This window comes from Kribbella sandramycini, from assembly GCF_013131805.1.
GTDB lineage: Bacteria > Actinomycetota > Actinomycetes > Propionibacteriales > Kribbellaceae > Kribbella > Kribbella sandramycini.
In genome coordinates this window covers 375,221-396,731 of sequence record NZ_JABJRC010000005.1, presented here as the reverse complement: position 1 = coordinate 396,731, position 21,511 = coordinate 375,221, and the positions used below count along the sequence as shown (strand labels likewise).

Genomic DNA, 21,511 nt, shown 5'->3' with positions numbered 1-21,511 from the left:
GACTGTATGTCGAATATGCTCTGGAGCATGAGGCAAGTTGCTGCAGCTATCACCGCAGGTCAGCGGCATCATGCTGACTGAGCGGCACCTGCAGATCTTCGTCGCGCTCGCCGAGGAACAACACTTCGGCGACGCCGCCCGCGTCGTCGGCATCACCCAGCCACCGCTCTCCCAGGGCCTGCGCCGCCTGGAGGCCCTGATCGGCGCGAAACTCTTCGAACGCGGCTCGGGCGGCGTCGAGCTGACCGCCGCCGGCGCCGCCCTGCTCCCGTTCGCCCGCCGCGCCCTGGGCTCGATCGACGAGTTCCGCCAGGCCGCGGTCGCCCGCGACGGCGAAGGCCCAGAGATCCGGCTCGGCCTGGCGCCAGAGGTGCCACCCGCCGCCGGTGCAGCGATCGCAGCGGCCTGCGGTACGGCGCTCCCAGGCTCCAGAGTCACCGTCGTCTCCGGCCCGACCTCCTCCCTCGTCAGCCAGGTTTCAGCGGGCCGGCTCACGCTGGCCGTCGTACTGCACCCAGCGGTGCTGGACGGGCTGGAGGCCGGCCCAGTGCGCCTACTACCGACCTGGGCGCTGGTGCCCGGCGACGGTGACGGCGAGTCGGCCCTGTCGGACCTAGGTGGCCTACCGATCGCCGTACGCCCGCGGGCCGAGGCCCCCGCGGCGCGAGACCTCTTTCTGGACACTCTGGCGCTACACCGGCCCGACGGCGGCACAGTAGTGGTCACCGACGACAGAGCCGCGCTCGCGATGGCTGCGGCGGGTCAAGCGATCCTGGTGACCGCAGACCCGCTGTTGGCTGCTCCCGGCGTCGGACGGCGCCGTCTGACCGGCGATCCACTACCGACCCGGCTGCGGCTCGTCTGGTCGCGCACCCGGACGCCGTTCGCGCGCCCCGCCGATGTGATGGGCCAACTCACCGAGGCGCTGTCATGAACGCCTTCCGAGCTGTCTTCGACGACGCCGGCGTCCGCGGCTGGCTGCATGCGGTCGCGATCGACCGGCCGGACGCGACGATCGAGCTGGACTCCGACGCCGTCGTACCGATGGCATCGGTCTACAAACTGCCGCTACTGACCGCGTTCTGTCGGCTGGTCGACGACGGAGTCCTCGATCCGCGGGAGCGGCTCACACTCGATCCGGCGTCCCGGACGGCCGGCCCGACCGGCGTCTCGCTCCTCGCAGACCCGGTGACGATGTCACTGCGTGATCTGGCCGTGTCGATGATGACGGTCTCCGACAACGCGGCCGCCGACGCTCTGCTGAACGTGGTTGGGCTGCAGCGATTGGCCGCGTTGCTCGAATCCTTCGGCTTGCAACGGACTTGGGTCCGCCGGGGGACTGCGGACAACCTGCGTGACCTGCAACGGCGTACCGGCCTCGACAACGCTGACGACGCCCTCGCCCTGCTGGCCGACAACGACCGGACCACCCCGGACGGCGTCTACGAAGCTGCCAACGCATCGGCATCGTCAACCCGGGACATGACCCTGCTGCTACGGCAACTCTGGACCGGCGCGCTGCTGTCGGACGCCCAGACTGCCTTTGTGAAGGCGACCATGCACCGGCAGCTCTTCCAGCACCGGTTGGCCTCGGGCTTCCCGCACGACACGATCGGCGTCGCCGGTAAGACCGGCACCTTCGGCTCGCTCCGGCACGAGGTCGGCGTCGTCACGATGCCCGGCGGCGACGCCTACGCGATCGCGATCTTCACCCTGACCGCCCGGGCCGACTTCCGCCAGCCGCGCGCCGACGCCACCATCGGCGCCGCCGCGCAGCTCGCGGTCAATCGGCTCAGACGTCGATAACGGCGTACGCCTCGATCTCGACGATGGCATCCGGCCGGAACAGTCCGACGACCTGCACCGCCGTACTGGCCGGCGGGTTGGCGGTGTCGACGTACTCGTCGCGCACCAGCCGGATGGCGGGCAGCGCGCCGAGGTCGGTCATGTAGTAGTTCAGCTTCACCACGTCCGACCAGGTCGCTCCGGCGGCCTTGAGCGCCGCATCCAGGTTGGCGAACACCTGACGCGTCTGCGCCTCCGCGTCACCCGCACCGACGAGAACGCCGTCGGCGTCGAGGGCGACCTGCCCCGCGATCGCCACCCATTGGCCCGCGCCGGTGACGACATGGCTGTAACCATTGCCGGGGGCAACGCCGTCCGGTCGCGGGTACTCGAGCTTGCTCATTCAGCCTCCTTCGGTTGACCCTTCGCAGCCTAGGCTCGCTGGAGTGTGGATCCGTAGGGGTTTTCTCGCGCTGGTGATGCTGGCCAGCGGTTTGGCGGCGACGCCGGCGGGGGCCGCGGCTTTTCTGCCGGTCGATCCGGGCGCGCCGGGCAAGTACGGCGTCGCTGTCAGTGAGTACAACCTGGGCGACCGGGTGGTCGACATCCCGGCGTTCAAGATCAAGAGCGAGCTGGTCGGCCGGGTCTACACACCGGTCGGCGACTCCGGGCGGCGTCCGTTGGTGCTGTTCCTGCACGGGATTCACACGACGTGTTACGGGACGGACGAGGACATCGCTTGGCCGTGCCCGAAGGGCGCCAAGCCGACCCCGAGCTATCGCGGGTACGACGCACCCGCGAAGGTGCTGGCCAGCCATGGCTATCAGGTCGTCTCGATCAGTGCGAACGCGATCAACGTCGCGGACTTCGACACCCAGCTGACCGGCTCGCTCGCGCGGGCGGAGCTCGTGCTCGCGCATCTGCGGCTGTGGCAGCGCTGGTCGACGTCCGGCGGCGGTCCGTTCGGCCGGGCGTATGTCGGCCGGGTCGACCTGCAGCGGGTCGGGCTGATGGGGCATTCGCGCGGTGGCGAGGGCGTTGCGCGGGCGGCGCAGCTGAACGCCGCACTGGGCGAGCCGTTCGGGATTCGCGCGGTATTGCCGCTCGCGCCGGGGAACTTCCTGCGGCCGAACCTGCCTGGAGTCGCGCTCAGCGTGATCCTGCCGTACTGCGACGGTGACGTGAGCGACCTGTTCGGGCAGCGGTACTACGACGATTCGCAGTACTCGATGACCCGCGACCCGGCCGCGCGTTCGACCGTGCTGATCATGGGGGCCAACCACAACTTCTTCAACACCGAGTGGACACCCGGCCGGTCGGTCGCGCCGTCCCAGGACGACTGGACGGCGACCGGCGATCCCTGCGGTAAGGGCTCGAAGCAACGACTCTCCGCGGTCGAGCAGGAGGCTGCGGGAAGGGCTTATATTGCTGGGTTCTTCCGGCTCGAACTCGGTGGCGAGCGGGCGTTGTTGCCGTTGCTCGACGGCTCCGGTGCGCGGGCTCGTTCGGCCGGCCGGGCGGTGGTCTCGGTGGTCGCGCAGTCGCCGGATCGGTACGACGTCGCCCGGATGGATACCGCGAGCGGCGTACTGAGTGGTGCGGTTCGGCGGCGGCTCTGCGCGCAGGACTGTGTGCGGGACGGGTACGGGCGGACGCCGCATTGGGCGGTGATCCCGCCGACGGAGACTGCGCCGACTACGCGGGTGACCTCGCTGAGCTGGACCGGGAAGGATGGTCGGCTGCGCTTCGATCTGCCGGCTGGGCGCCGCGACGTCCGCCGGTACTCGACGCTTTCGTTGCGAGTGGCAACAGAAGCGCCGACTTCGTTCTCGGTGCGCTTGGTGGACGGGCGTGGGCGTGCGGTCAGTACGCCGGTGTCGGTGCGGCCGTTGCCGGGGAAGGTCGCGGATCTGCTGCCGAAGGTGATGTTGCAGACCGTGCGGGTGCCGTTGACCGGGGTTGATCTGCGCGATGTGCGATCGGTGGAGCTGCGGACGGATCGGGTCGCGCGAGGTACGGCGTACTTCGCGGATCTGGCATTCTCGAAACCCGCGCTGAGCCGGTGGCGGCCGCGGCAGCTGCCGGTGTTGACGGTGGCCGACGTCGACATGCGGGAAGAGGATGCGCGGTCGGCGGACTTCCAGGTGCGGTTGTCGCGGGTGAGCGCGCGGCCGGTGACGTTCTGGGCGGAGACTTCGGGGGACACGACCGACGTGGTCGGGTCGTTCCGCGGGCTGGTGACCATTCCGGCGGGGCGGCGGACGGCGACGGTCAAGGTGCCGGTGCGGGCGAACGCGCGCGACGGGGTGGATCAGCGGTTCATCCTGGTGTTGTCGGGGGCTCGGGAGGCGATCATCGGGCGGTCGCTGGCCGATGGGCTGGTGCGGGACGACGATCCGATGCCGACCGTGACGATCGGGCCGGGCGTCGGGACCGAGGGGCGTGGCGGGGTGGTCTTTCCGATGACGCTGTCGGCGCCGTCGGACCGCGGCGCCTACCTGACGGCTGAGCTGCGGAGCGGGACGGCCGAACTCGGGGTGGACTTCCTGGACCCCGAGGGCGGGCTGTATCCGCAGATCGGGCCGGGGGAGACGCGCGGGCAGTTCGTCGTACCGATCAAGGACGACAAGCTGCGGGAGCAGGCCGAGACGTTCACCGTGGTGATCACTGCTGCGGATGGTGCCGTGGCGCCGTCGCGGGTGACCGGCACCATCCGTGACAACGACTAACTCGTCGGTAGTCCTTCGACCGGTGACGACGCCAGGCCCGAGTGCCAGCGGCGTGGGACGCGACCGGCCAAGCGGGCCGCGCGACCGGCGCTGACGGCGTCGCGCATCGCGGCCGCCATCAGGGCCGGCTTCTCGGCCCGGGTGACCGGGGTGGCCAGCATGACGGCCGAGCAGCCGAGCTCCATCGCGAGGGCGGCGTCGCTCGCCGTACCGATCCCGGCGTCCACGATCACCGGGACCTGCGCGGCCTCGGTGATCAGCGACAGGTTGTGCGGGTTGCGGATGCCGAGGGCGGAGCCGATCGGCGCGGCCAACGGCATCACCGCCGCGCATCCCGCCTGCTCGAGGCGGCGGGCCAGGATCGGATCGTCGTTGGTGTACGGGAGGACGGTGAACCCGTCGGCGACCAGCGTCTCGACGGCGTCCAGCAGCTCGACCGGATCCGGCAGCAGGAGGTGGTCGTCGGCGACGACCTCGACCTTGATCAGGTCGGTTCCGAGCGCCTCGCGGGCCAGGCGGGCGGTCAGCACGGCCTCGGCGGCAGTGTGGCAGCCGGCCGTGTTGGGCAGCACCTCGATCCCATGGCGTTTCAGCACGTCGAGGACCGAGCCCTCGTGCCCCGTGCCCAGCCGGCGCATCGCGACCGTGGTCAATTGGGTGCCGGAGGCAACGAGCGCCTCCTCCATCACTTCCAGGTTGGCCGAGCCGCCGGTGCCCATGATGAGCCGGGAGCTGTACGTACGGCCGCCGAGCTCGAACGGATCGTCCATCTCAGCCGCCCTGCACCGCGCCGACGATCTCCACCCGGTCGCCCGCCGCGAGGATCGTCCGGGCCCACTCGGCCCGCGTCAGCACACTCTGGTTCACCGCGACCGCGATCCCGGTCTGCCGGTCGGACACCTCCTCGACCAGCTCCGCCACGGACCGCCCGGCCCCGCCACTGGTCGCCGTACCGTTCACCCACACCGACTCGTCGGCCATTGCTTCCTCCCTACGCCGGTATTACCCGATTCAGGTTCAGCGGTCGGCGACGCCGGCTCTGTCGCCCTCTCAGCCCACTCCGGTGTGAGCTCCCGCGGTTGCTGTGCTCGATTTTAGTGTTCCGTCAGCAATCTAGCCAATTCCCCCGGTTAGCCCTCACACCCGATGCCGTCGCTGTCGGCGTCCAGCCGGTAGATGTCCGACCCGATCACCTCGACCGGGCCCGCGACGTACTCGGGCCCGTTGCCCTTCCCGCCCGAGCAGTCGACGTCACTCGCGATCGGCACGCACCCGCTGTAGTTCGGGTCGCACTCGTTCGACGTACTCTCCTCGACCTTCGTCCCCACGACGGTCACCTGCGACACCGGCTGCTTCGACACCTCTTGGCGGATGAGCCGCTTGCTGGTCGCCTTGGCGCCGACGTACGTCACCTCGTACGTCAACTTGCGCGTTCCGTTGACCCCCGCCGTCCGCACTGCCCGCTCGCCCTTGGGCAGCGAACTGTCGGTGACGGTCTTCGACTTGAACGGGATTGGCCGAGTTTCGACCACCTGTTTCCGGGTGGTCTTGACCGGCGTCGCCTTTGGCTTCGGTTTCGCGCTCTGCGGGGCCGGCGGCGTACTCACCTCGCCCACGACCCGCCCATCCGCAGCCGGCGCGCCCACCTCCGCCGTACCGCACCCAGCGACCAGCAGCATCACAACAGCAACGACAAACCGCATCACAATGCCCCCCAAACCCGCCGTCGGTTCCCCCCGCGGCAGGATTGTCAGCGCCCGGCGGATCCGAGCGAAGACAACTGCATACACCCTGAGTGACCGCAGCGGCCAGAGCTCAGGCGATGCCGACCCCGGTGAGCGCCGCACACGCAACGCCGGCGGCGAGCCCGATCCCAGCCAGCGCGATCAACGGCCCCGCCGAGATCGCCGGCTCGGGCAACGGCAACCGCAGCACCGCGAACAACCGCTCCTCAGCCGGCCGCACCTCCCGCAACAGCACCGCCGACGGATGCGCAACCGCCGCATCGACGTCCTCGACCGCCGCCCGCGCAGCCTCCACCGCCGCCCGCACCACCGCCACGATCACCGCAGCCGCCGCCACCGTCAGCACCCCGATCAGCGCAATGGTCGTCTCCGCCACCCCCACCGCCTCCGGCGCCAGCACTCCCCGCAAAACCTGCACCGACCACATCCCGAAGAACCCCAACACCCCAGCAGCCACCCCAACCCCGGTGAACACCGCCCCCAACGGATTCTGCGCCCGCACCACCGCCGCGAACTCCCGCGCATCCCGCGCCAGATCCGGCGCATCCGCCACCAGCCCCTCAGCAGCCGCCAACGCCTCCGCCCGGGCCCGCAACGTCACCCCCACCACAATCCGGTCAGCCAGCCCCATATCCGCCGCCTGCCCCAAAATCTCCCGCCAACCCCCCAGAACCACCCCATGCCCCACCACAATCGAATCCCGCATCCCGCCCCCTAGCCAAGCCGCCCCACAGCCTCACCAGTACTCCCCACCCCCCGACAGTACTCCCCCCAAATCCCCCCGAACACCCTCAAACCCCACCCCACTCCCCACCCCACCCCCCAAACCTGCAACACTTACCCCACCCCCTTCACCACCGGGGCCTCTAGCTCAATTGGCAGAGCAGCGGACTTTTAATCCGCGGGTTGTGGGTTCGAGTCCCACGGGGCCTACCAGCAACAACCTCAAAGGACACCGCCTTCGGCGGCGACAGTCCCTCTGACGCCTTCGGCGCGTCCGCTTCGGCGGGGCTCGGGTTGGTCATTCCTGGTCGGCATGCGGTTGTTCTGTGCTGCATCACGACTGCCCTGGGGCCATCTTCTAGGCCGTGTTGGCGTGCTCTTGCCTTCTCGGAAAGTTGTGGTTCACTGAGTGCTAGTAGTCAATGAGTGCTCATGGAGGTTCGGTGTCGGTTATCGGGGAGCGTCGGTCGCAGCTCGGCCTCACTCAGCAGCAGGCGGCTGAGAAGGCCGGCGTCAGCATGGCAACCTGGAGGCGATTCGAGCAGTCGCCTGGTCTTGGCGTTCGTAGCGAGACAGTTCGTGGAGTTCTGCGAGCGCTCCGCCTCAATCGCGACGAGCTCTCAGCTCTGCTGGACACTGGGCATGCTCCCTCGGACCCTCAGTGGACGGCTGAAGTGGCAAAACTGAACAAGCTCTGGACCGATCGCATCGAGGGTCTGACTCCACGGATGGTGGGCGCGCTCCAATCGACACTCGACATGGGACAAGACATGCTGAGGTCCGAGCTGACCAACAGCTACTTCGATCCGACGGACGACTCGATACTCGAGGAGCTGGATCCGCGAATTTTCGTTGCTGTCGGCAATAACCTGGCGTGGTATCAAATGCTGGCAGAGCGTATGCAGTACCTCGTGAAAGAGCTGGGGCGGGGGCGCTTCATCGACGAGTCCTGTCAGTGTTTCGCCGATGCGGCAATCTTCGCGGCCGCGGTTCGATGCGCAGCACAGACCTGGGACGACAATGAGTCGATGGGCGTGTGGCATGAGCTGGCCGACGACCTGGATGACGATCTCCGAGACGATCGCTGGGACTACCTCGAGGAACAGCTCGACGAACTGATCCCGTTTCGGGAGTGGGATTGTGTCTTCCCGGAGTACCGCAAGGCGCGCCTGCTCATCGAACGGCGGCACCCGCACACCTGGTTCGACGAGCCCGACGATGAGCTCCAGCAGTTCCGCGACCTGGCGCCTTACAACATCCTTGCCCAGGAACTCGCCGGTCCAGGATTTGTGCATCCTCCAGCGAAGGCAGACAAGCCTGTAACCCAGTCCTGGCTCCCGTTCGACGATGTGCAGCTCGTCGTCCCCGAGGGGATCGGTACAGCTGTCCTCGCCTGGTCCGACAGTCAGGAGCAGAAGCGTGGTAACTGGCCCGACCCTCGCAAGGCGCAGCAACCCCAGCCGCCGTGGCCCAGCCAGGACAATCCGGTCATGAGATACCTACTCTGGAAGGCGGATGCATACATCGAAGCGGGGGTTGACCCCGTCGAGGTGATGGTTGATCTCGCAGTGACCGCCTGGTTCGAGGGCGGCGTCGAAGGCTACGACCGCGGTCAGCACGATGCCCGCCGACCCTCCGAGTAAGTAGCAGATCAGCCCGTGCGGAACGCGAGTACATGGAGCAAGCCGACCAATGACGCTGCTCCGATGATCTCGCCGGCCTCGATTCGATCGCGAACCGAAGTGAGAGGGAGCCAAGCGACGCGCTCGGCCTCGTTGATGTCCTCTGGCTCACCGATGTACTCGGCGCCGTGGGAGACGAACAGCAGGTTCTCGGCATCCGTCGTACCTACTGAAGGTTGCAGGGAGACCAGGGGCTTGACGTTTCTTGGTCGCCAGCCGGTTTCTTCTTCGACCTCGCGGGCTGCGGTGGCGGCGGGATCCTCGTTCGGGTCGACGTAGCCGCCTGGGAGCTCCCAGACCCAGCGGTCGATGATGAAGCGGTGGCGCCAGAGCATGAGCACGTTCTCTTGGTTGTCATCGAGCACGACCATCATGGCGGCCTTGGGCATTCGCAGCACGTACTGCTCGAACTGCACGCCGTCAGGCAACTCGACCGACGCAATACTCAACCGCAGCCGCCGGGTGTCGTCGACCAGTCGTTCACCGTGGATCGTCCACACGGTCGACTCCGCACCACCCTCAGCCGTCACGCCACGACATTACCCAACTAGACCTGCTTGGCCGCGTGGGTGGGCGTGCCTAGTTGCGGGGGTGGGCGAGGCCGAGGTTGTAGGCGGTGATGGTGGCTTGGACTCGGTCTCGGGCGTTCAGTTTGGTTAGGAGGGCGTTTACGTGGGATTTGGTGGTGCCTACGGTCACTCCCAAGGTGGTGGCTATTTCGGCGTTGGAGTGGCCGGCGGCTATGAGGGTTAGGACTTGGCGTTCTCGGGGGGTTAGGGAGTTGAGGAGGGGGGAGGGGGCTGGGGTGGGGGTTTGGGGTTGGGTGAAGGTTTGGATGAGGCGGCGGGTGATGGTGGGGGCGAGGACGGCTTCGCCGGTGGCGATGATGCGGATGGCGTTGAGGAGGTCTTGGGGTTGGGCGTCTTTGAGGAGGAAGCCGGAGGCGCCGGCTCGGAGGGCCTCGTAGACGTATTCGTCCAGGTCGAAGGTGGTGAGGACCAGGACCTTCGGGAGGTCGGCCTTTTCGGTGAGGAGGCGGGTGGCGGCCAGGCCGTCGAGGCCGGGCATGCGGATGTCCATGAGGACTATGTCGGGGGCGAGGTCGGCGGCCAGGGCTACGGCGGTGGCGCCGTCGCCGGCTTGGCCGACGACGGTGAGGTCGGGTTCGGCGTCGACGATGGCTACGAAGCCGGCGCGGACGACGGTTTGGTCGTCGACGACGAGGACGCGGATCGTCATTGGGGTCTCCTGGGGGCGGGGGCGCCGTCGTCGAGGGTTTCGAGGAGGTCGCGCATGGCGGTGAGGGCGGCGCGGGCTTCGGTGGTGGCGGCTTCGAGGTCGCCGGCTTCGGCGCGGTCGATGAGGACTTGGGTGCGGGTCAGGACGCTGTGGTGCAGGCCGCCGGCGATCCGCAGGCGTTCGGTGTGGACTTCGTACTCCGTCGCCCGCACGAGCTCGGCGAGCGTGGCGCCCGTCTGGTCCGACTCGCGGAGTCGCCGGCGCCGCAGCAGGCCGCCGATCACCCAGCAAAACCCCAGCGGGATCGCCAGAACGACGGCGACCACTACCCCCATCGCGATCGGGTACCCCCAGCCCGAGGGGTCGTCCGGAGCCGCCGCGACCCTGAGTAGGCCACCTGTTGACAGGCCGACGCCGGCGGTGGCGATGCCGGCTGACAGCCAGGTGATGACTGGGTCGCCGCCGTACGTCGCCACCGCGTAGACCGCGGCTGCTGAGGCGAACAGGCTCAGGGCGAGGGCAGGCGCGAGTGAGTCGGGTAGCCAGCCGAGGCCGATGGCCAACGGCCAGAGGCATCCGGCGAGGACGACGCCGAGCAGTGCGGTCCACGGGCGCTGGAGGCGGCCGAGCAGGATGAGTCCGGGCAGCAGCGCGATGAGGACGCCGAGGCTGACTGTCGCTGCGTCGGGGATCGGTTTCGTTGCCGCAAGCATCGCGCCGGTGCCGCCGACCGCAGGGGTTGCGACGGCAAGCAGGACGCCGATTTCGGTCCACCACCCGCCAGCGGCCAGGCGCGCGGCGGACGACGGCGCAGGGACAGGGGCCGCGGTCGAGTACGGCGGTCGTGGCTGCAGGCCGGGTGCGGATGACGCGGTGGGCAGGCTGGCTCGTACTTGCCAACTACCGTCCGGCCCAGGGCCCGCGGTGAGCGTCCCGCCCAGCGCCTCGGCTCGGTCTTTCATGCCGGTGACACCGCGGCGGCTGCCCTGAGCGGACGCCGGCTCGGTCGCACGCCCGTTCTCGACCAGTACGTCGACGCGGTCCCCAGCCCGCGTCACCAGCACCCGTACGGCGGCGCCCGGCGCGTGCCGCAAGGTATTCGTCAGCGACTCCCGCACGATCCCGAACACAGCCTCGCCGACCGGCCCAGCCAGCCCCGGCGTGACATCGACGACGATCTGCTGCCCGAGCCGGCTGAACGCTTCGGCCAGATCAGTGATCCGGTCGACGATCGGCTCCTCCTCCTGCGTTTCGCCGGTCTGGAGAATGGCCACCAGTTCGTGCAGCGAGCGCAACGTCTCCCGGCCGGTCGCGGCGGCGTACGTCAGCGCGTCGGCCGACAGATCGGGGCGGGTCGCGGCCAGGCGCTCGGCGGCCCCGCCGCTGACCACGATCGAGGTCAGGTGATGGGCGCTCACGTCGTGCAGTTCGCGGGCGAGCCGTCGTCGTTCGGACACGGCGGCATCGGCCCGCCGGGCTTCGGCAGCGCGGATCTGCTGCGCGGCCGAAGAGCGCAAAGCGAGCCGATGCCGCCGGCCGAACCCCAGCACGAGCACAAGCCCGTACCCGATCAGGTTGAGCACAGCCTCCCAGCCAAGCCCCGGGCTCACGCCTGTGGAGAGCGCGGTGGCCGCCGTCTGGACCACGGCCTGGACGCCGACGGCCCACCACCCGATGGCCGGCCGGCAGCGCACCGCAACGGAGTACAAGGCAACGATCTCGGCCGGCAGCAGGAGCGGGCTGTCCTGCGTGACCGAGAAGTATCCAACCGTTTGGACGACGGTCACCACGGCGAAGGTGGTCAGCGGGGCCCGGCGCCGGAAGCCCAGCGCGACCGCCGCCATCGCGGACGCCGCACTGCTCACGATCAGCTCCGACGTGTTCAACGGCTCGTCGACGGCCGCCGCGAGCGCGGGCGACACCAAGATCCAGGCGACGCCCAGGACGATCGGTAGCAGCCAGTTGCGGACAGGTTCCATCAGAGCCAAAGCATAGGCCGCGATCCGGCTTCTCTACCCAGCGATAGAGGCGGCCGGTCGTGCTCCGGACGGACGCGGACGACGCCCGTTCGTCCGCATCCTGGAACCATGACAACCGCGTACCAGACCCAGCAGCACGTCGAATCGGTCGGATACGAGCGACTCGCCCGGGTGACCGGCCGCCACAACTGGTGGCGTCCGATCGTCGGCACGGTCGTCCTCCTGGTGTTGTTCTTGTTCGCTTCGGTGCTGGTTCTCGGCCAGTCCGCTCTGGTCGGCCTGCTGCTCAAGGTCCCGTTCGGGGACGACGAGCTGCCGATGTTCGACGACCTGACGTCGTTCGGGATCGACCTGCTCGCGATCGCCATCGCGATGCCCGCGCTGGCGTTGACGCTCTGGTGGGTCCAGCGGCGGACCTGGGGCTCGATCACCTCGGTGACCGGCCGGCTCCGGCTACCCTGGCTGGCCCGCTGCCTCGCCGTCGCGGGGGTCCTCATCACGCTGATGCTGACCACGGCGATGGTCACCGGCGGTGGCCCCTCGGCGGTGGTCGATTCCAACGCGGACCCGGACAGTCCCTTCGTCGGCATCGGCCCGTTCCTCCTCAGCCTGGTCGTGCTGATGCTGCTCGTTCCGCTGCAGGCGGCGGCCGAGGAGTTCATCTTCCGCGGCTGGCTTCTGCAGGCGGTCGGCTCGTTCGTCCGCTGGCCGGTCCTCGTCGTCATCCCGCAGGCCTTCCTGTTCGCGGCCGCGCACGGTTGGGGGACGCCGTGGGGCTTCGCGGCGCTCACCGTCTTCGGCCTGGCCCTCGGCTGGCTGACCATCCGCACCGGCGGCATCGAGGCCGCGATCGCGCTGCACGTGGCGAACAACCTGATCGCGATGCTCGTCTCCGCGGCGTACAAGGGCGGTCTGGCCTCCGAAGAGACGGCCGCCGACCTGCCCTGGGAGTTCGCGCTGCTCGACATGGGCATGGTGGTCGTCTTCGTCCTCGTCATCCTGCGGCTCGCCAAGCGGTACAACCCCGCCCGTCTGACTCCCGCCGGTGCGAGAATCTGAGCAGACCTCAGGGGGGATGTCGATGAGCACGATCGATCCGAGCGCGGCGCGGCGGCTGAAACGACAGCAGTACGCCGGACGTCCGGGAGTCCTGATCGCCGCGGTCATCGCGACCGCGGCGCAGGTGGGCTTCGCCGTGGCGACCGGCCTCGGTATCGGGGCGTTCGCCGAGACCATGCGGCACACCTTCCTGGACGCCGGCTACGACATCACCGAGCCGTGGCCGCGCTTCTTCGGCCCGGCCACCATGGGCATCCTGCTGGCCGCCGGCGCGGTCGGCCTGTGCGTGAGCGGCCTGATCGCGGCGACCCTGATCGACCGCTACCGCGGCGGTGAGAAGACGATCGCGCTGCTGTCGCCGCTCGCCTTCTCCGCGACCGCCGCCGGCGTCGTGATCAGCTCGCGGAACTGGGCCGAACCGACGCTCGAAGAACCGCTGCTGCCCGGGATGGAAGAGTCTGTTGCCGGTGGCAACTGGATCGGCGAGAACGCGCAGTACTGGGTCCCCGCGCTGGCCGTGCTGGTCGCCGTCCTGGTCGTCCTGTGGTCGATCCGGTACAACCGCCGCCTGCGCAGCCAGATCACCGAGCGTACGCGGCTGCTCGAGTCCGGCCGCCAGGTCCCCGGGGCGATCACCAGCGTGACGATCCGGACGACGTCCGACGAGCAGGGTCGCAAGTCGGTCACCGGCGCGGATCTCGTGATCAAGTTCAGCGATCTGCAGGGCACCGAGCGCTGGGTGACCCGCCGGACGTCGAACCGGTCGGAGATCCCCGGCGTCGGCGGTTTCGCCACCGTGCTCTTCGACCCGCTGAAACCGGGTGCCGACGAGTCGATCTTCGTCACCTTCCAGAGCGACCCGGCGCCCGGCGACTGGATCGGCACCGTCGCCTAGAGCGTCACATCCGGGACCTCGAAGGTCTGGATCGTGTTCGGCTCGAACCAGGACCAGAAGCGCGTCCCGTGCATGACCGTGTCCTGGTGCGCCTGGTAGTGCGCCCCGCCCGGCGTCGTCGACCAGCGCGGGATCGGCGCTCCGTCCGTCGACGGCCGGCTGAACTTCGCCAGGTCGAAGTCGAGGTACTGCGCCGTCGCGTAGTTCGTGGCGACGATGATCAGCTTGCGCGCGGCCGCGTCGTACGCCGCGATCGTGTTCGGCCCGCCGCCGTCGAGGATCCGCATCCCGGCGCGGATGTGCCGGGTGTACTGCGCGAGGACGTAGTACTTCGGGTTCACCGGCCCGGTCGTCCCGCCGCCGGTGTCCTGAATGAGGCCCCAGCCGCCGCCGTCCACGACCTGCCAGTAGACCCAGGCGGACGGGTGCAGCCAGCGGAAGTCGAGGTTGAGGTTGCTTGCCAGGCTCATCCCGCTGGCGTCGCCCTCGCCGTACTCCGAGTTCCAGATCTTCCGCCCGGCCGACTTCGCCGCGGCATACAACAGATCCCGCCGGCCGCCGCCCTGCTGGTAACCATGAACGTTGATCCGGGCAACATTCGCCCGGGTCGCGCTGTCGAAGCTGTTCCAGGTGGACAGCGCGGCGTCGTAACCCCAGCAGTCGGACGCCGCGATCGGCATCCACCCGAGGTCGCGCGCGTTCAGCTCGGCGCGCAGATGATTGATCACCGGGCGCTGCGTGGCCGGCTCGAAATGACAGCCCTCCTGGGTGCCGTCGGCCTTCCACCAGTTGCCGTCGGGTTCGTTGAACGGCTCGACCGAGGTGAAGTCGACACCCCAGTGGTCATGGGCGTAGCGGGCGATCGTCGCGAGGTAGACGGCGTGCTGCCGCTGGTTCCAGGTCTGCAGGTTGTCGCCGCCGTTGGCCGCGCCGGAGGGATTGTGGTTCTGGCACATCCACCACATCGGTGAGTTCGAGAACAGCTCGAACTGGTTGACGCCGCGGTCGCGCGCCTTCCACATCAGGTTGCGTTGCGCGCTGTCGGCGTACCAGTTCCAGCTCGCGGACGCCGGGTCGGCGCTGAACCAGTCGAGCCAGTACCCGTCCATCTGCCGCGGGTCGCCGATATTGGGCGACCGGACCATCGACTCCCCGTTGATCGGTTTCGTCGAACACGCGCCCGCGTTGTACCGCGCGATCGTCAACCCGAGGCCGGGTAACGCCGTCCCCTGATAGTCGACCGTCCCGCGGGTGAAGAACACGTCGGCCAGGTCATCGCGGTTCCCGTGAGCCTTACCCCACCAGCACAGCGACGTCCCCCAGCCCTCCCAAACCCCCCAATCCACCCGCGGGTCAACACTCGACCGCGGAGCCGCCGCCGCAGGCGCGGCCCCCTGCCCCCAGACCAACGGCGCAGCCACCAGCGAACCCAGCACAGTACGACGACGCACAGCAACCTCCAGGGGCGGTCGAAGCAGCCAGCCCGTCGAGGTTAGCCCCGCGGTCGGCCGTTGCCCACCTGCACAAACCGGACCACCGATGGAACTGGGTTCCAAAAAATCCCATACCAGCTACTAGCTGGTTGGTAAGCGCTTGCTCTACGGTGAGCCTGCGTACGCGGATGGTTACCGCCCCGACTTTCCGATGAGGTAAACACGATGAGAATTCTGCGGGTAGTTGCTTGTGCCACCGGTTTGCTGGCGTTGTTCAGCCCGATGGTCGCCCACGCTGAGGTCGAGCCTGGCGGCTGGACGTCGTACTCGCCCTCGTTCAACGAGCAGGAGCGCGGGTGTGGGCAGATCAACGGGTTGAGCTTCCAGCTGACCTGCTCGACCCAGAGTGGTGATCAGCGGGCCGAGCGCCGATATGCGACGTACACCAGTGGGACCAGGCAGTTCGAGGGCTCGTTCCGGATCACGTCGATGACGGGATCGCGGATCAGCCTGAAGCAGACGTTCAACGAGAGCTCGTCCGGGCCGTTCTTCATGCTCGCGGTCGAGAGCGGCGGCCGGCTGTACCGGGTCGGCGGCGACACGATCGCCAGCGGCGCGACGGTCGGTACGACGGTGCGCGTCAACACCGTGCACCAGGTCGGTAGCGCGCATCGGACGTACATCAACGGCTCGCTCCGGCACAGCATGTCCAGCCCGGGTGGCAGCTTCTACGACAAGTTCGGCTCGTACCGGACCGACAGCGGCCGTGGGCCGGTCACGGTTCAGTGGAGCGGCGTCCAGTTCTGGCGGAAGTAGATGCGGCTGTTGGCCGCTTGGCTCGGCTCCTTGCTGGTGCTGGTCGGCTGTGGTTCGGCCGACCAGCCCCGGCAGGGGTTCCAGCTGAGCTCCGAGCTGGTGACGGACGACGTCACACTCACCTGGTCGGGGGCGCCGTCGGATGCGGCGTACCTGATGGTCGAGTATGCGACGGAGGAGGCCGGGCCGTTCACGATCCTCGGCTTCCTGTCACCGGAGCAGCAGCGCTACGAGCATCCCGATCTGATGCCTTCGACAACTTTCTACTACCGGGTCACGCCCCTCACCGCCCCGAGCGGCGAGCCCGCGAAAGCCCAGCCAGGTAAGGGTGAAGTCCTGCTCAGCTGGCCCGACACCAGCTCGGACGAAGAGGGCTACCTCCTCGAACGGCATGGCGCGACCACCGACGTGGCCGCTTACCTGGACCCCAACACCACGACCTTCGCGCTCCCACTCCTCCCCGCCGACAAACCCGCGACCTACACCCCGCGCCCCTTCCGCCGCGGAACGCCCACCTCGCTGACCCACCAGACCACCCCGGCCGGCTGACGCCGGTAGTTGCCGGGAGCAATTGGAAAATTCCTCGCCTTTCGATGTCGGTCGAAGGCCTCCGGAGAGACCCCGGGATCTGCCTAGCCTGCGAAGATGACGCTGCGGGTCAGATTGCTGGGGAACCTCGTGGTGGAGCGCGACGGCGAGCCCGTCCAGGTCCGCGGCTGTCGCCTGCGCTCACTGGTCGCCATGCTCGCGCTGGCCGGTGGGACGGCGGTACCGGCGGACACCCTGATCGATCGGCTCTGGGAGGGGCCGCTGCCGGAGAATCCGCGCGGCAGCCTGCACAGCTGTGTCGCGCGGTTGCGGCGCACGCTCGGCCCGAAGGCGGTCCGGGCTGATGGGCGCAGCTACGCGCTGACGATCGAGCCCGCGCAGGTCGACGTCCTCGAGATGCTGGCCCGGTTCGACGCGGCCGGGAGCGAGGGCACGGCCGATGTACGTCGGCGCAGTCTGGCCGAGGGGCTGCGGATGTGGTCCGAACCGTTCGACGGCGAGTACGTCGAGTGGCTGCGCCGGGAGGAGGCGCCACGGCTGCTCGAGCGCTATCTCGGCGCGGTGGAGGCCTGGACCGACCTCGACCTGGCCGCCGCTGATCCGGCGCCGGTCTGCGCGATGCTGCCCGATCTGATCGCGCGTTATCCGCTGCGCGAATCTCTCGCCGCCCGGTTGATGACCGCGTTCCTGGCTTCCGGACGGCGCGCCGAGGCACTCGCAACGTACGACCGGCTCCGGCGCACGCTGGCCGACGAACTCGGAGTGCTGCCGGGCGACGCCGTCCAGCAGGCGTACGCCGCCGCGCTGGACGCCGAGCACCCGGAGCTGGAGCGCCGGACGGCGAGCGGCGTACCGCGACAGCTCCCGGCCGATCTACCGCGGTTCGTCGGGCGGGCTGCCCTCCTGCGGGGGATCCATTGGCGGGCCGACGCGGGCGGTGGAGCCGTCGTCCTGCACGGCCAAGCCGGGATCGGCAAGACCAGCCTGGCGGTGCACTGGGCGAACCAGGAGCGCGATCGCTTCACCGACGGGCAGGTCTTCGTGAATCTCGCCGGGTACGACGCCGGCGGCCCGCTGGACGCGAATGACGCGCTCGCCGAGTTGCTGTGCGGTTTCGGCCTGCCGCAGCAGGACCTCCCGGCCTCCCTGGACGCCCGCAGCGCACTCTGGCGGACGGTCACCGCCGAGCGACGGCTTCTCATCCTGCTCGACAACGCCCGCGGTCCGGCGCAGATTCGCCCACTGCTCCCCGGCGGTACGTCGTCGTTCGCGCTGATCACCAGCCGCTGCCGCTGCGACGGGCTCGCTGCCAGCAACGGCATTCCGCAACTCCTGGTCGATCCGCTCGGCACTATTGAGTCCCTGCACCTGCTGCAGTCCGCGATCCGCCGCCGGGCGATGGTGCCGGACGGTCAGTTGCTCCGCCTGTCCGAGCTGTGCGGCGGGCTGCCGCTCGCGTTGGTGCTCGCGGCGATCTGGATCGGGCGCCAGGCCGGTACGACGCGTGAACTGCGCCCGGAGCCGACCATGTTCGACCTGCTGGAATCGAGTGAGGATCCGGCGACCGATCTGCGTGCGGTGCTGAGCGGCTCGTACCAGGCGCTCGACGAGGACAGTGCGCGGGTTTTCCGGGCGCTCGTCGACCCGGTTGATGTTTCGCTGAGTTGCCTGACGGCGGAGACCGGCCTCAGCCGGCCGGTGGTACTACGGTCACTCCGTCGCTTGGGCGACCTGCATCTCGTGCTGGAGCCGCGGCCGGGCCGGTTCGCACTCCCGGGACTGGTCGGCGCGTTCGCGGCCGAGCTGCCGTGCGACCCGAGCGTCGTGCGATCGACGCTCCCGCAAGCCAGCCCGAGTCTGCCGCTCCGATGATGCCGCCGGTCAGCCCTGGGCCGTCCCCGGCCAGGTAGAGACCGGGCCGGCCGCGCGCCTCCAGCTCATCGGTGACGTCGAACCGGTCGGTCAACCCCTCGACTGCCGGCCCGTGCACGACCGTGCTCGGGTGTAACACCTCCGGACACACGTTCGCCAGCCGCAGTACGAAGCGCCGCAGCAGCTCGGTCAACCGGGCCGGGTAGTGCTCATCCAGTCCGCCGCCCCCAGCCAGGAATTCCGGTAATGACTGTGTCAGTACGCCGTCCCGGCTCGCGTCATTCACCCCCGCGACGATCCGCCGGACGTCGGCCGCGCAGAGCCCAGACGTCACCATGACCGTTCCGCTCGACCGCTCGAACCCCGCGGCGCGCGCACTGGTCCCACCGACGACGATCAGCCCCTGCGAGGTCGCCGGTACGACGTCGCCATCGCTCAGGTTCTGCAACCTGACCCGGACCCCGTCGCCGACACTCCAGGTCAACCGCGGATCGCCGCTGCCGGCCAGTAGCGCGGACAAGAAACCGGCCGGTCCCTGCAGTCGGACGCCGAGCCGCGGCGCCGCGGCCTCGCGAGACAGTCCGAGCGCCGTACCGGTCTCGCGCAGCCAGCCGGCGCCTGCTTTGCCCGGTGCGAGGACGACGTTGGCGGCCTCGAAGACCCCGTTCAGCTTCCCCTCCAGCCGCACCAGCCAGCCGCCGCCGGTGGGCTCGATCGCCACGCAGGCGGTCTCACACGACAGCCGCGCCGTGTGGAGGATCCGGTCGCGCAGCCGAGTCGTCATCCGGATCAGCTGGTCGGAGTCGAGCTGCCGGACGGCGTACTGCAGGTAGGACAGGCCGTGTCGGCGCGCGGTGGCCGCGATCCCGGCGGCCGGGCCGATCGGCCGGAGCTCGCCGATGTCCATCCCGTCGTGCAGGATCGCGTCGATCGCGTGCTGCCGCCGGTTCACCTCGGCCGCGGGGAACCGATGCGCGATCGTCGAGCCGATCTGGTGGGTCAGGCAGAGCTGTCCGTTGGAGAACAACCCCGCGCCGCCGAACCCGGTCGCGATCGTGCCCGGTACGTCGAGACCGAAGCGCCGCGCGCCCAGCCGGGCCTCGACCTCCCGGCCCTCGTCGACGATCAGGACCTGCTCGGGTGGCAGCCCTGAGCGCAGGGCAGCGAAGATTCCCGCCGGACCGGCGCCGACGACCAGGAGCGCGAGCCTGTTCACCGGTACGTCGCGGCGAGCGCCGCCCGGGGTTCGACGGCGGACGGGTCGAGTTCGAGACAGCGGCCCATCGCGTTCAGCGCGGCCGCGGGGTCGCCGAGCGCCTCGTGACATTGCCCGGCGCGATACCAGGCGACGGCGCCCGCGCCGGTGCCGAGCTGACCGGCGCGTTCGTACCAGGCCGCCGCCCGCGCGGTCTCGCCGGCCGCGAGCCAGCTGTCGCCGATCGTCGTCCGGGTCTCCACGCAGTACGGATCGACCTCGGCGAGTTCGGCACACAACGCCTCGATCGCCGGGATATCGGTCGGGGAGACGAGCTGGAGTTCGAGCTGCAGCAGGTAGCGCCGGTTCTCGGCGGCGATCAGCTCGGCGGCCGAGTCTTTGCTCCAGGCAACCAGTTGCTCGTGGAACTCCGCGGCCTGACCGGCCTCGGCCTGTGCGGCCGGTCGGTCCTGCTCGGTCAGCCGGAGCAGGGCGACCGCCCGGTGGAACCGGCTGCGGATCAACGTCGACACCCAGTCGACAGCCGGGACGGCGCTGAGTGTCTCCTGCCCGCGCAGCTCGAACCAGCGCGCCGTTCCGGGCCCGCGCCGATCGCGCAGTGAATGTCCGATCCCCTGGAAGGCTGCGCCGACTCGCAACAGCGGCTCGGAGGCGCCCGTGGCCAGCTCTTGGAAGGTCTGCAGCGCCCGCGCACCTTCGCCAGGAGTCGACGCCGCGATCCGGGCCAGCTCGTAGCGGAAGTGCTCGGGGGCATCCGGCGCGGCCAGCCGCAACGCGATCCGGTGATACGACAACTGGGCCAGCTGGAACGCGACCAGGCTGCGCCGCCGCCAGTCGAGCTCCGCGAAACGGTCCAGTGCGGCGAGCAACTGTTGCCACGCCGGACTGCGCAGCTCGACTGCGAGCGCACTTGGCGACCCAGCGGCGTACGACGGCAGCCCTGCGTGGACGACGACCTGGTGGCGGATCCCGGGCAGTGAGATCCGCGAGCACCACGACCACGGCCCGGAATCGTCAGCCAGCCACTCGGCGACCGGCTGCAGCAGCCGCAGCCGAACTGGCGCCATCGGCGCCGGGCCCAGGTCGAGCAGCGGTCCCCAGTGCACGGCCAGCCGATTGTGCGGTGGCAACGGGCGTTCCGTTGCCACCGGCATCGATTGGGTCGTCCGGGCGTAGACCGGCCGGACCGTGATCGGGGTCATCGCCGCGCCGCGACCAGCAGGCCGGAGGCCCAGTCGACCAGGGTCACGACCAGTTCGGGATCGGAGCCGATCTCGTCGCGCAGCCGCTGCACCCGGGGCAGATGCTCGTCGGTCCACTTCTCCTGCGGCAGCAGGTCGTCGGCGAGTAGCAGACCGCCGTGGACGAGATGCGCCAGGACCAGATCGCGGCGGTGGAACTTCGCGTCGGTGGTGTCCACGAAGATCAGATCGAACGGCGGCCCGTCGTACTGCTCCAGCCACTCCGTGGCGTCCGCGGTGATCACCTCGACGCGTGGCTCGTCGGCGTAGGTCTGCCGGCAGGCCTCGGCGATCCGGGGGAAGATCTCGATCGTGGTCAGCCGCGCGTCGGCGTCCATCCCGTCCAGCAGCCAACCGGTGCCGACGCCGGTCTGGGAGCCGAGTTCGAGCAGCCGTCCGCCGGGTTTGGCGGCTGCCATCGTCCGGAGGAACTGCCCGGTCCGGGGATCCGAGGCGAGGGTGAGCCGGGCGCGTTCGGCGATCGAACGGGCCTTGGCGGCGCGCGCCGGTTCGGCGACGGGCGGGGTCGTGGTGATCAGGTCCATGAC

At 69.4% G+C, this 21,511-nt stretch carries 20 protein-coding genes, 1 tRNA gene and 1 riboswitch; of the genes, 10 read left to right on the top strand and 11 right to left on the bottom strand.

All coding sequences use genetic code 11. From position 1 onward, the window contains the following. Window positions 1-70: 70 nt before the first annotated feature. Window positions 71-934: a LysR family transcriptional regulator gene (locus HPO96_RS22565; protein WP_171675633.1), complete on the top strand. Its 864-nt coding sequence runs from the start codon at window positions 71-73 to the stop codon at window positions 932-934. After that, the gene (locus HPO96_RS22560) at window positions 931-1,806 is read left to right on the top strand and encodes a serine hydrolase (protein WP_171675631.1); all 876 of its coding nucleotides are present in this window, start codon (window positions 931-933) and stop codon (window positions 1,804-1,806) included. Before HPO96_RS22565 ends, HPO96_RS22560 begins: the two co-directional genes overlap by 4 nt. Here the strand turns inward: HPO96_RS22560 and HPO96_RS22555 are convergent. Then, window positions 1,793-2,188, bottom strand: a complete 396-nt coding sequence (locus HPO96_RS22555) for a RidA family protein (protein ID WP_171675628.1) — start codon at window positions 2,186-2,188, stop codon at window positions 1,793-1,795. The two genes, HPO96_RS22560 and HPO96_RS22555, sit on opposite strands and share 14 nt — an antisense overlap. Before the next feature lie 43 nt (window positions 2,189-2,231). Between HPO96_RS22555 and HPO96_RS22550 the strand changes: the two genes are divergently transcribed. After that, the gene (locus HPO96_RS22550) at window positions 2,232-4,514 is read left to right on the top strand and encodes a hypothetical protein (protein WP_171675626.1); all 2,283 of its coding nucleotides are present in this window, start codon (window positions 2,232-2,234) and stop codon (window positions 4,512-4,514) included. Here the strand turns inward: HPO96_RS22550 and HPO96_RS22545 are convergent. The 4 genes from HPO96_RS22545 to HPO96_RS22530 form a co-directional block, all read right to left on the bottom strand. Further along, window positions 4,511-5,284 (bottom strand): thiazole synthase, encoded by a 774-nt coding sequence (locus HPO96_RS22545; protein WP_171675624.1) that lies wholly within the window; start codon window positions 5,282-5,284, stop codon window positions 4,511-4,513. The two genes, HPO96_RS22550 and HPO96_RS22545, sit on opposite strands and share 4 nt — an antisense overlap. 1 nt (window position 5,285) lies before the next feature. Beyond that, entirely contained in the window at window positions 5,286-5,495 is a 210-nt protein-coding gene (gene thiS, locus HPO96_RS22540) for a sulfur carrier protein ThiS (protein ID WP_171675622.1), read from the bottom strand. Next, a riboswitch (TPP riboswitch) is annotated at window positions 5,486-5,601 on the bottom strand. (Overlaps the previous gene by 10 nt.) Window positions 5,602-5,644: 43 nt before the next feature. Continuing rightward, on the bottom strand, window positions 5,645-6,217 hold the full coding sequence (locus HPO96_RS22535; RefSeq protein WP_171675620.1) for a G5 domain-containing protein: 573 nt from the start codon (window positions 6,215-6,217) through the stop codon (window positions 5,645-5,647). A 112-nt stretch (window positions 6,218-6,329) separates the two neighbouring features. Further along, window positions 6,330-6,890 carry a hypothetical protein gene (locus HPO96_RS22530; RefSeq protein WP_171675618.1) on the bottom strand — a complete coding sequence of 187 codons (561 nt, stop codon included), beginning with the start codon at window positions 6,888-6,890 and terminating at the stop codon, window positions 6,330-6,332. A 229-nt stretch (window positions 6,891-7,119) separates the two neighbouring features. On the opposite strand from HPO96_RS22530, the gene HPO96_RS22525 reads away from it, so the two are divergent. After that, window positions 7,120-7,195 (top strand) — tRNA-Lys (locus HPO96_RS22525). A gap of 230 nt (window positions 7,196-7,425) precedes the next feature. Continuing rightward, complete coding sequence (locus HPO96_RS22520) at window positions 7,426-8,625, top strand: helix-turn-helix domain-containing protein (protein ID WP_171675616.1); 1,200 nt, start codon at window positions 7,426-7,428, stop codon at window positions 8,623-8,625. Between the two features lie 8 nt (window positions 8,626-8,633). On the opposite strand, the gene HPO96_RS22515 is transcribed toward HPO96_RS22520, so the two are convergent. From HPO96_RS22515 to HPO96_RS22505, 3 genes are all read right to left on the bottom strand, one after another. Further along, a complete protein-coding gene (locus HPO96_RS22515) occupies window positions 8,634-9,164 on the bottom strand; it encodes an NUDIX hydrolase (RefSeq protein WP_337796759.1) in 531 nt (176 codons plus the stop codon). 79 nt (window positions 9,165-9,243) lie between these two features. Then, a complete protein-coding gene (locus HPO96_RS22510) occupies window positions 9,244-9,903 on the bottom strand; it encodes a response regulator (protein ID WP_171675612.1) in 660 nt (219 codons plus the stop codon). Beyond that, window positions 9,900-11,882, bottom strand: a complete 1,983-nt coding sequence (locus HPO96_RS22505) for a sensor histidine kinase (RefSeq protein WP_171675610.1) — start codon at window positions 11,880-11,882, stop codon at window positions 9,900-9,902. Before HPO96_RS22505 ends, HPO96_RS22510 begins: the two co-directional genes overlap by 4 nt. Before the next feature lie 108 nt (window positions 11,883-11,990). Between HPO96_RS22505 and HPO96_RS22500 the strand changes: the two genes are divergently transcribed. Next, a complete protein-coding gene (locus tag HPO96_RS22500; RefSeq protein ID WP_171675609.1) occupies window positions 11,991-12,941 on the top strand; it encodes a CPBP family intramembrane glutamic endopeptidase in 951 nt (316 codons plus the stop codon). 22 nt (window positions 12,942-12,963) lie between these two features. Next, window positions 12,964-13,836, top strand: a complete 873-nt coding sequence (locus HPO96_RS22495; RefSeq protein WP_171675608.1) for a hypothetical protein — start codon at window positions 12,964-12,966, stop codon at window positions 13,834-13,836. Here HPO96_RS22495 and HPO96_RS22490 read toward each other — a convergent pair. Beyond that, window positions 13,833-15,287, bottom strand: coding sequence for a glycoside hydrolase (locus HPO96_RS22490; RefSeq protein ID WP_171675606.1), 1,455 nt, complete (start codon window positions 15,285-15,287; stop codon window positions 13,833-13,835). The two genes, HPO96_RS22495 and HPO96_RS22490, sit on opposite strands and share 4 nt — an antisense overlap. A gap of 207 nt (window positions 15,288-15,494) precedes the next feature. Between HPO96_RS22490 and HPO96_RS22485 the strand changes: the two genes are divergently transcribed. From HPO96_RS22485 to HPO96_RS22475, 3 genes are all read left to right on the top strand, one after another. Beyond that, the gene (locus HPO96_RS22485; protein ID WP_171675604.1) at window positions 15,495-16,085 is read left to right on the top strand and encodes a hypothetical protein; all 591 of its coding nucleotides are present in this window, start codon (window positions 15,495-15,497) and stop codon (window positions 16,083-16,085) included. Then, window positions 16,086-16,634 (top strand): fibronectin type III domain-containing protein, encoded by a 549-nt coding sequence (locus HPO96_RS22480; RefSeq protein WP_171675602.1) that lies wholly within the window; start codon window positions 16,086-16,088, stop codon window positions 16,632-16,634. Window positions 16,635-16,730: 96 nt separating this feature from the next. Continuing rightward, a complete protein-coding gene (locus HPO96_RS22475; protein WP_171675600.1) occupies window positions 16,731-18,506 on the top strand; it encodes an AfsR/SARP family transcriptional regulator in 1,776 nt (591 codons plus the stop codon). Window positions 18,507-19,718: 1,212 nt separating this feature from the next. On the opposite strand, the gene HPO96_RS22465 is transcribed toward HPO96_RS22475, so the two are convergent. Together HPO96_RS22465 and HPO96_RS22460 are read right to left on the bottom strand one after the other, a co-directional pair. Then, window positions 19,719-20,924: a tetratricopeptide repeat protein gene (locus HPO96_RS22465; protein ID WP_171675598.1), complete on the bottom strand. Its 1,206-nt coding sequence runs from the start codon at window positions 20,922-20,924 to the stop codon at window positions 19,719-19,721. Next, window positions 20,921-21,508, bottom strand: a complete 588-nt coding sequence (locus tag HPO96_RS22460; protein ID WP_171675596.1) for an O-methyltransferase — start codon at window positions 21,506-21,508, stop codon at window positions 20,921-20,923. Before HPO96_RS22460 ends, HPO96_RS22465 begins: the two co-directional genes overlap by 4 nt. Window positions 21,509-21,511 lie beyond the last annotated feature (3 nt).

Bases quoted from the DNA above. Each gene is read 5' to 3' on its own strand.
- HPO96_RS22495 (WP_171675608.1), top strand. From the start codon at position 12,964: ATGAGCACGATCGATCCGAGCGCGGCGCGGCGGCTGAAACGACAGCAG.
- HPO96_RS22475 (WP_171675600.1), top strand. From the start codon at position 16,731: ATGACGCTGCGGGTCAGATTGCTGGGGAACCTCGTGGTGGAGCGCGAC.
- HPO96_RS22465 (WP_171675598.1), bottom strand. From the start codon at position 20,924: ATGACCCCGATCACGGTCCGGCCGGTCTACGCCCGGACGACCCAATCG.
- thiS (WP_171675622.1), bottom strand. From the start codon at position 5,495: ATGGCCGACGAGTCGGTGTGGGTGAACGGTACGGCGACCAGTGGCGGG.
- HPO96_RS22460 (WP_171675596.1), bottom strand. From the start codon at position 21,508: ATGGACCTGATCACCACGACCCCGCCCGTCGCCGAACCGGCGCGCGCC.
- HPO96_RS22535 (WP_171675620.1), bottom strand. From the start codon at position 6,217: ATGCGGTTTGTCGTTGCTGTTGTGATGCTGCTGGTCGCTGGGTGCGGT.
- HPO96_RS22545 (WP_171675624.1), bottom strand. From the start codon at position 5,284: ATGGACGATCCGTTCGAGCTCGGCGGCCGTACGTACAGCTCCCGGCTC.
- HPO96_RS22505 (WP_171675610.1), bottom strand. From the start codon at position 11,882: ATGGAACCTGTCCGCAACTGGCTGCTACCGATCGTCCTGGGCGTCGCC.
- HPO96_RS22560 (WP_171675631.1), top strand. From the start codon at position 931: ATGAACGCCTTCCGAGCTGTCTTCGACGACGCCGGCGTCCGCGGCTGG.
- HPO96_RS22565 (WP_171675633.1), top strand. From the start codon at position 71: ATGCTGACTGAGCGGCACCTGCAGATCTTCGTCGCGCTCGCCGAGGAA.
- HPO96_RS22485 (WP_171675604.1), top strand. From the start codon at position 15,495: ATGAGAATTCTGCGGGTAGTTGCTTGTGCCACCGGTTTGCTGGCGTTG.
- HPO96_RS22555 (WP_171675628.1), bottom strand. From the start codon at position 2,188: ATGAGCAAGCTCGAGTACCCGCGACCGGACGGCGTTGCCCCCGGCAAT.
- HPO96_RS22500 (WP_171675609.1), top strand. From the start codon at position 11,991: ATGACAACCGCGTACCAGACCCAGCAGCACGTCGAATCGGTCGGATAC.
- HPO96_RS22480 (WP_171675602.1), top strand. From the start codon at position 16,086: ATGCGGCTGTTGGCCGCTTGGCTCGGCTCCTTGCTGGTGCTGGTCGGC.
- HPO96_RS22510 (WP_171675612.1), bottom strand. From the start codon at position 9,903: ATGACGATCCGCGTCCTCGTCGTCGACGACCAAACCGTCGTCCGCGCC.
- HPO96_RS22530 (WP_171675618.1), bottom strand. From the start codon at position 6,890: ATGGGGCTGGCTGACCGGATTGTGGTGGGGGTGACGTTGCGGGCCCGG.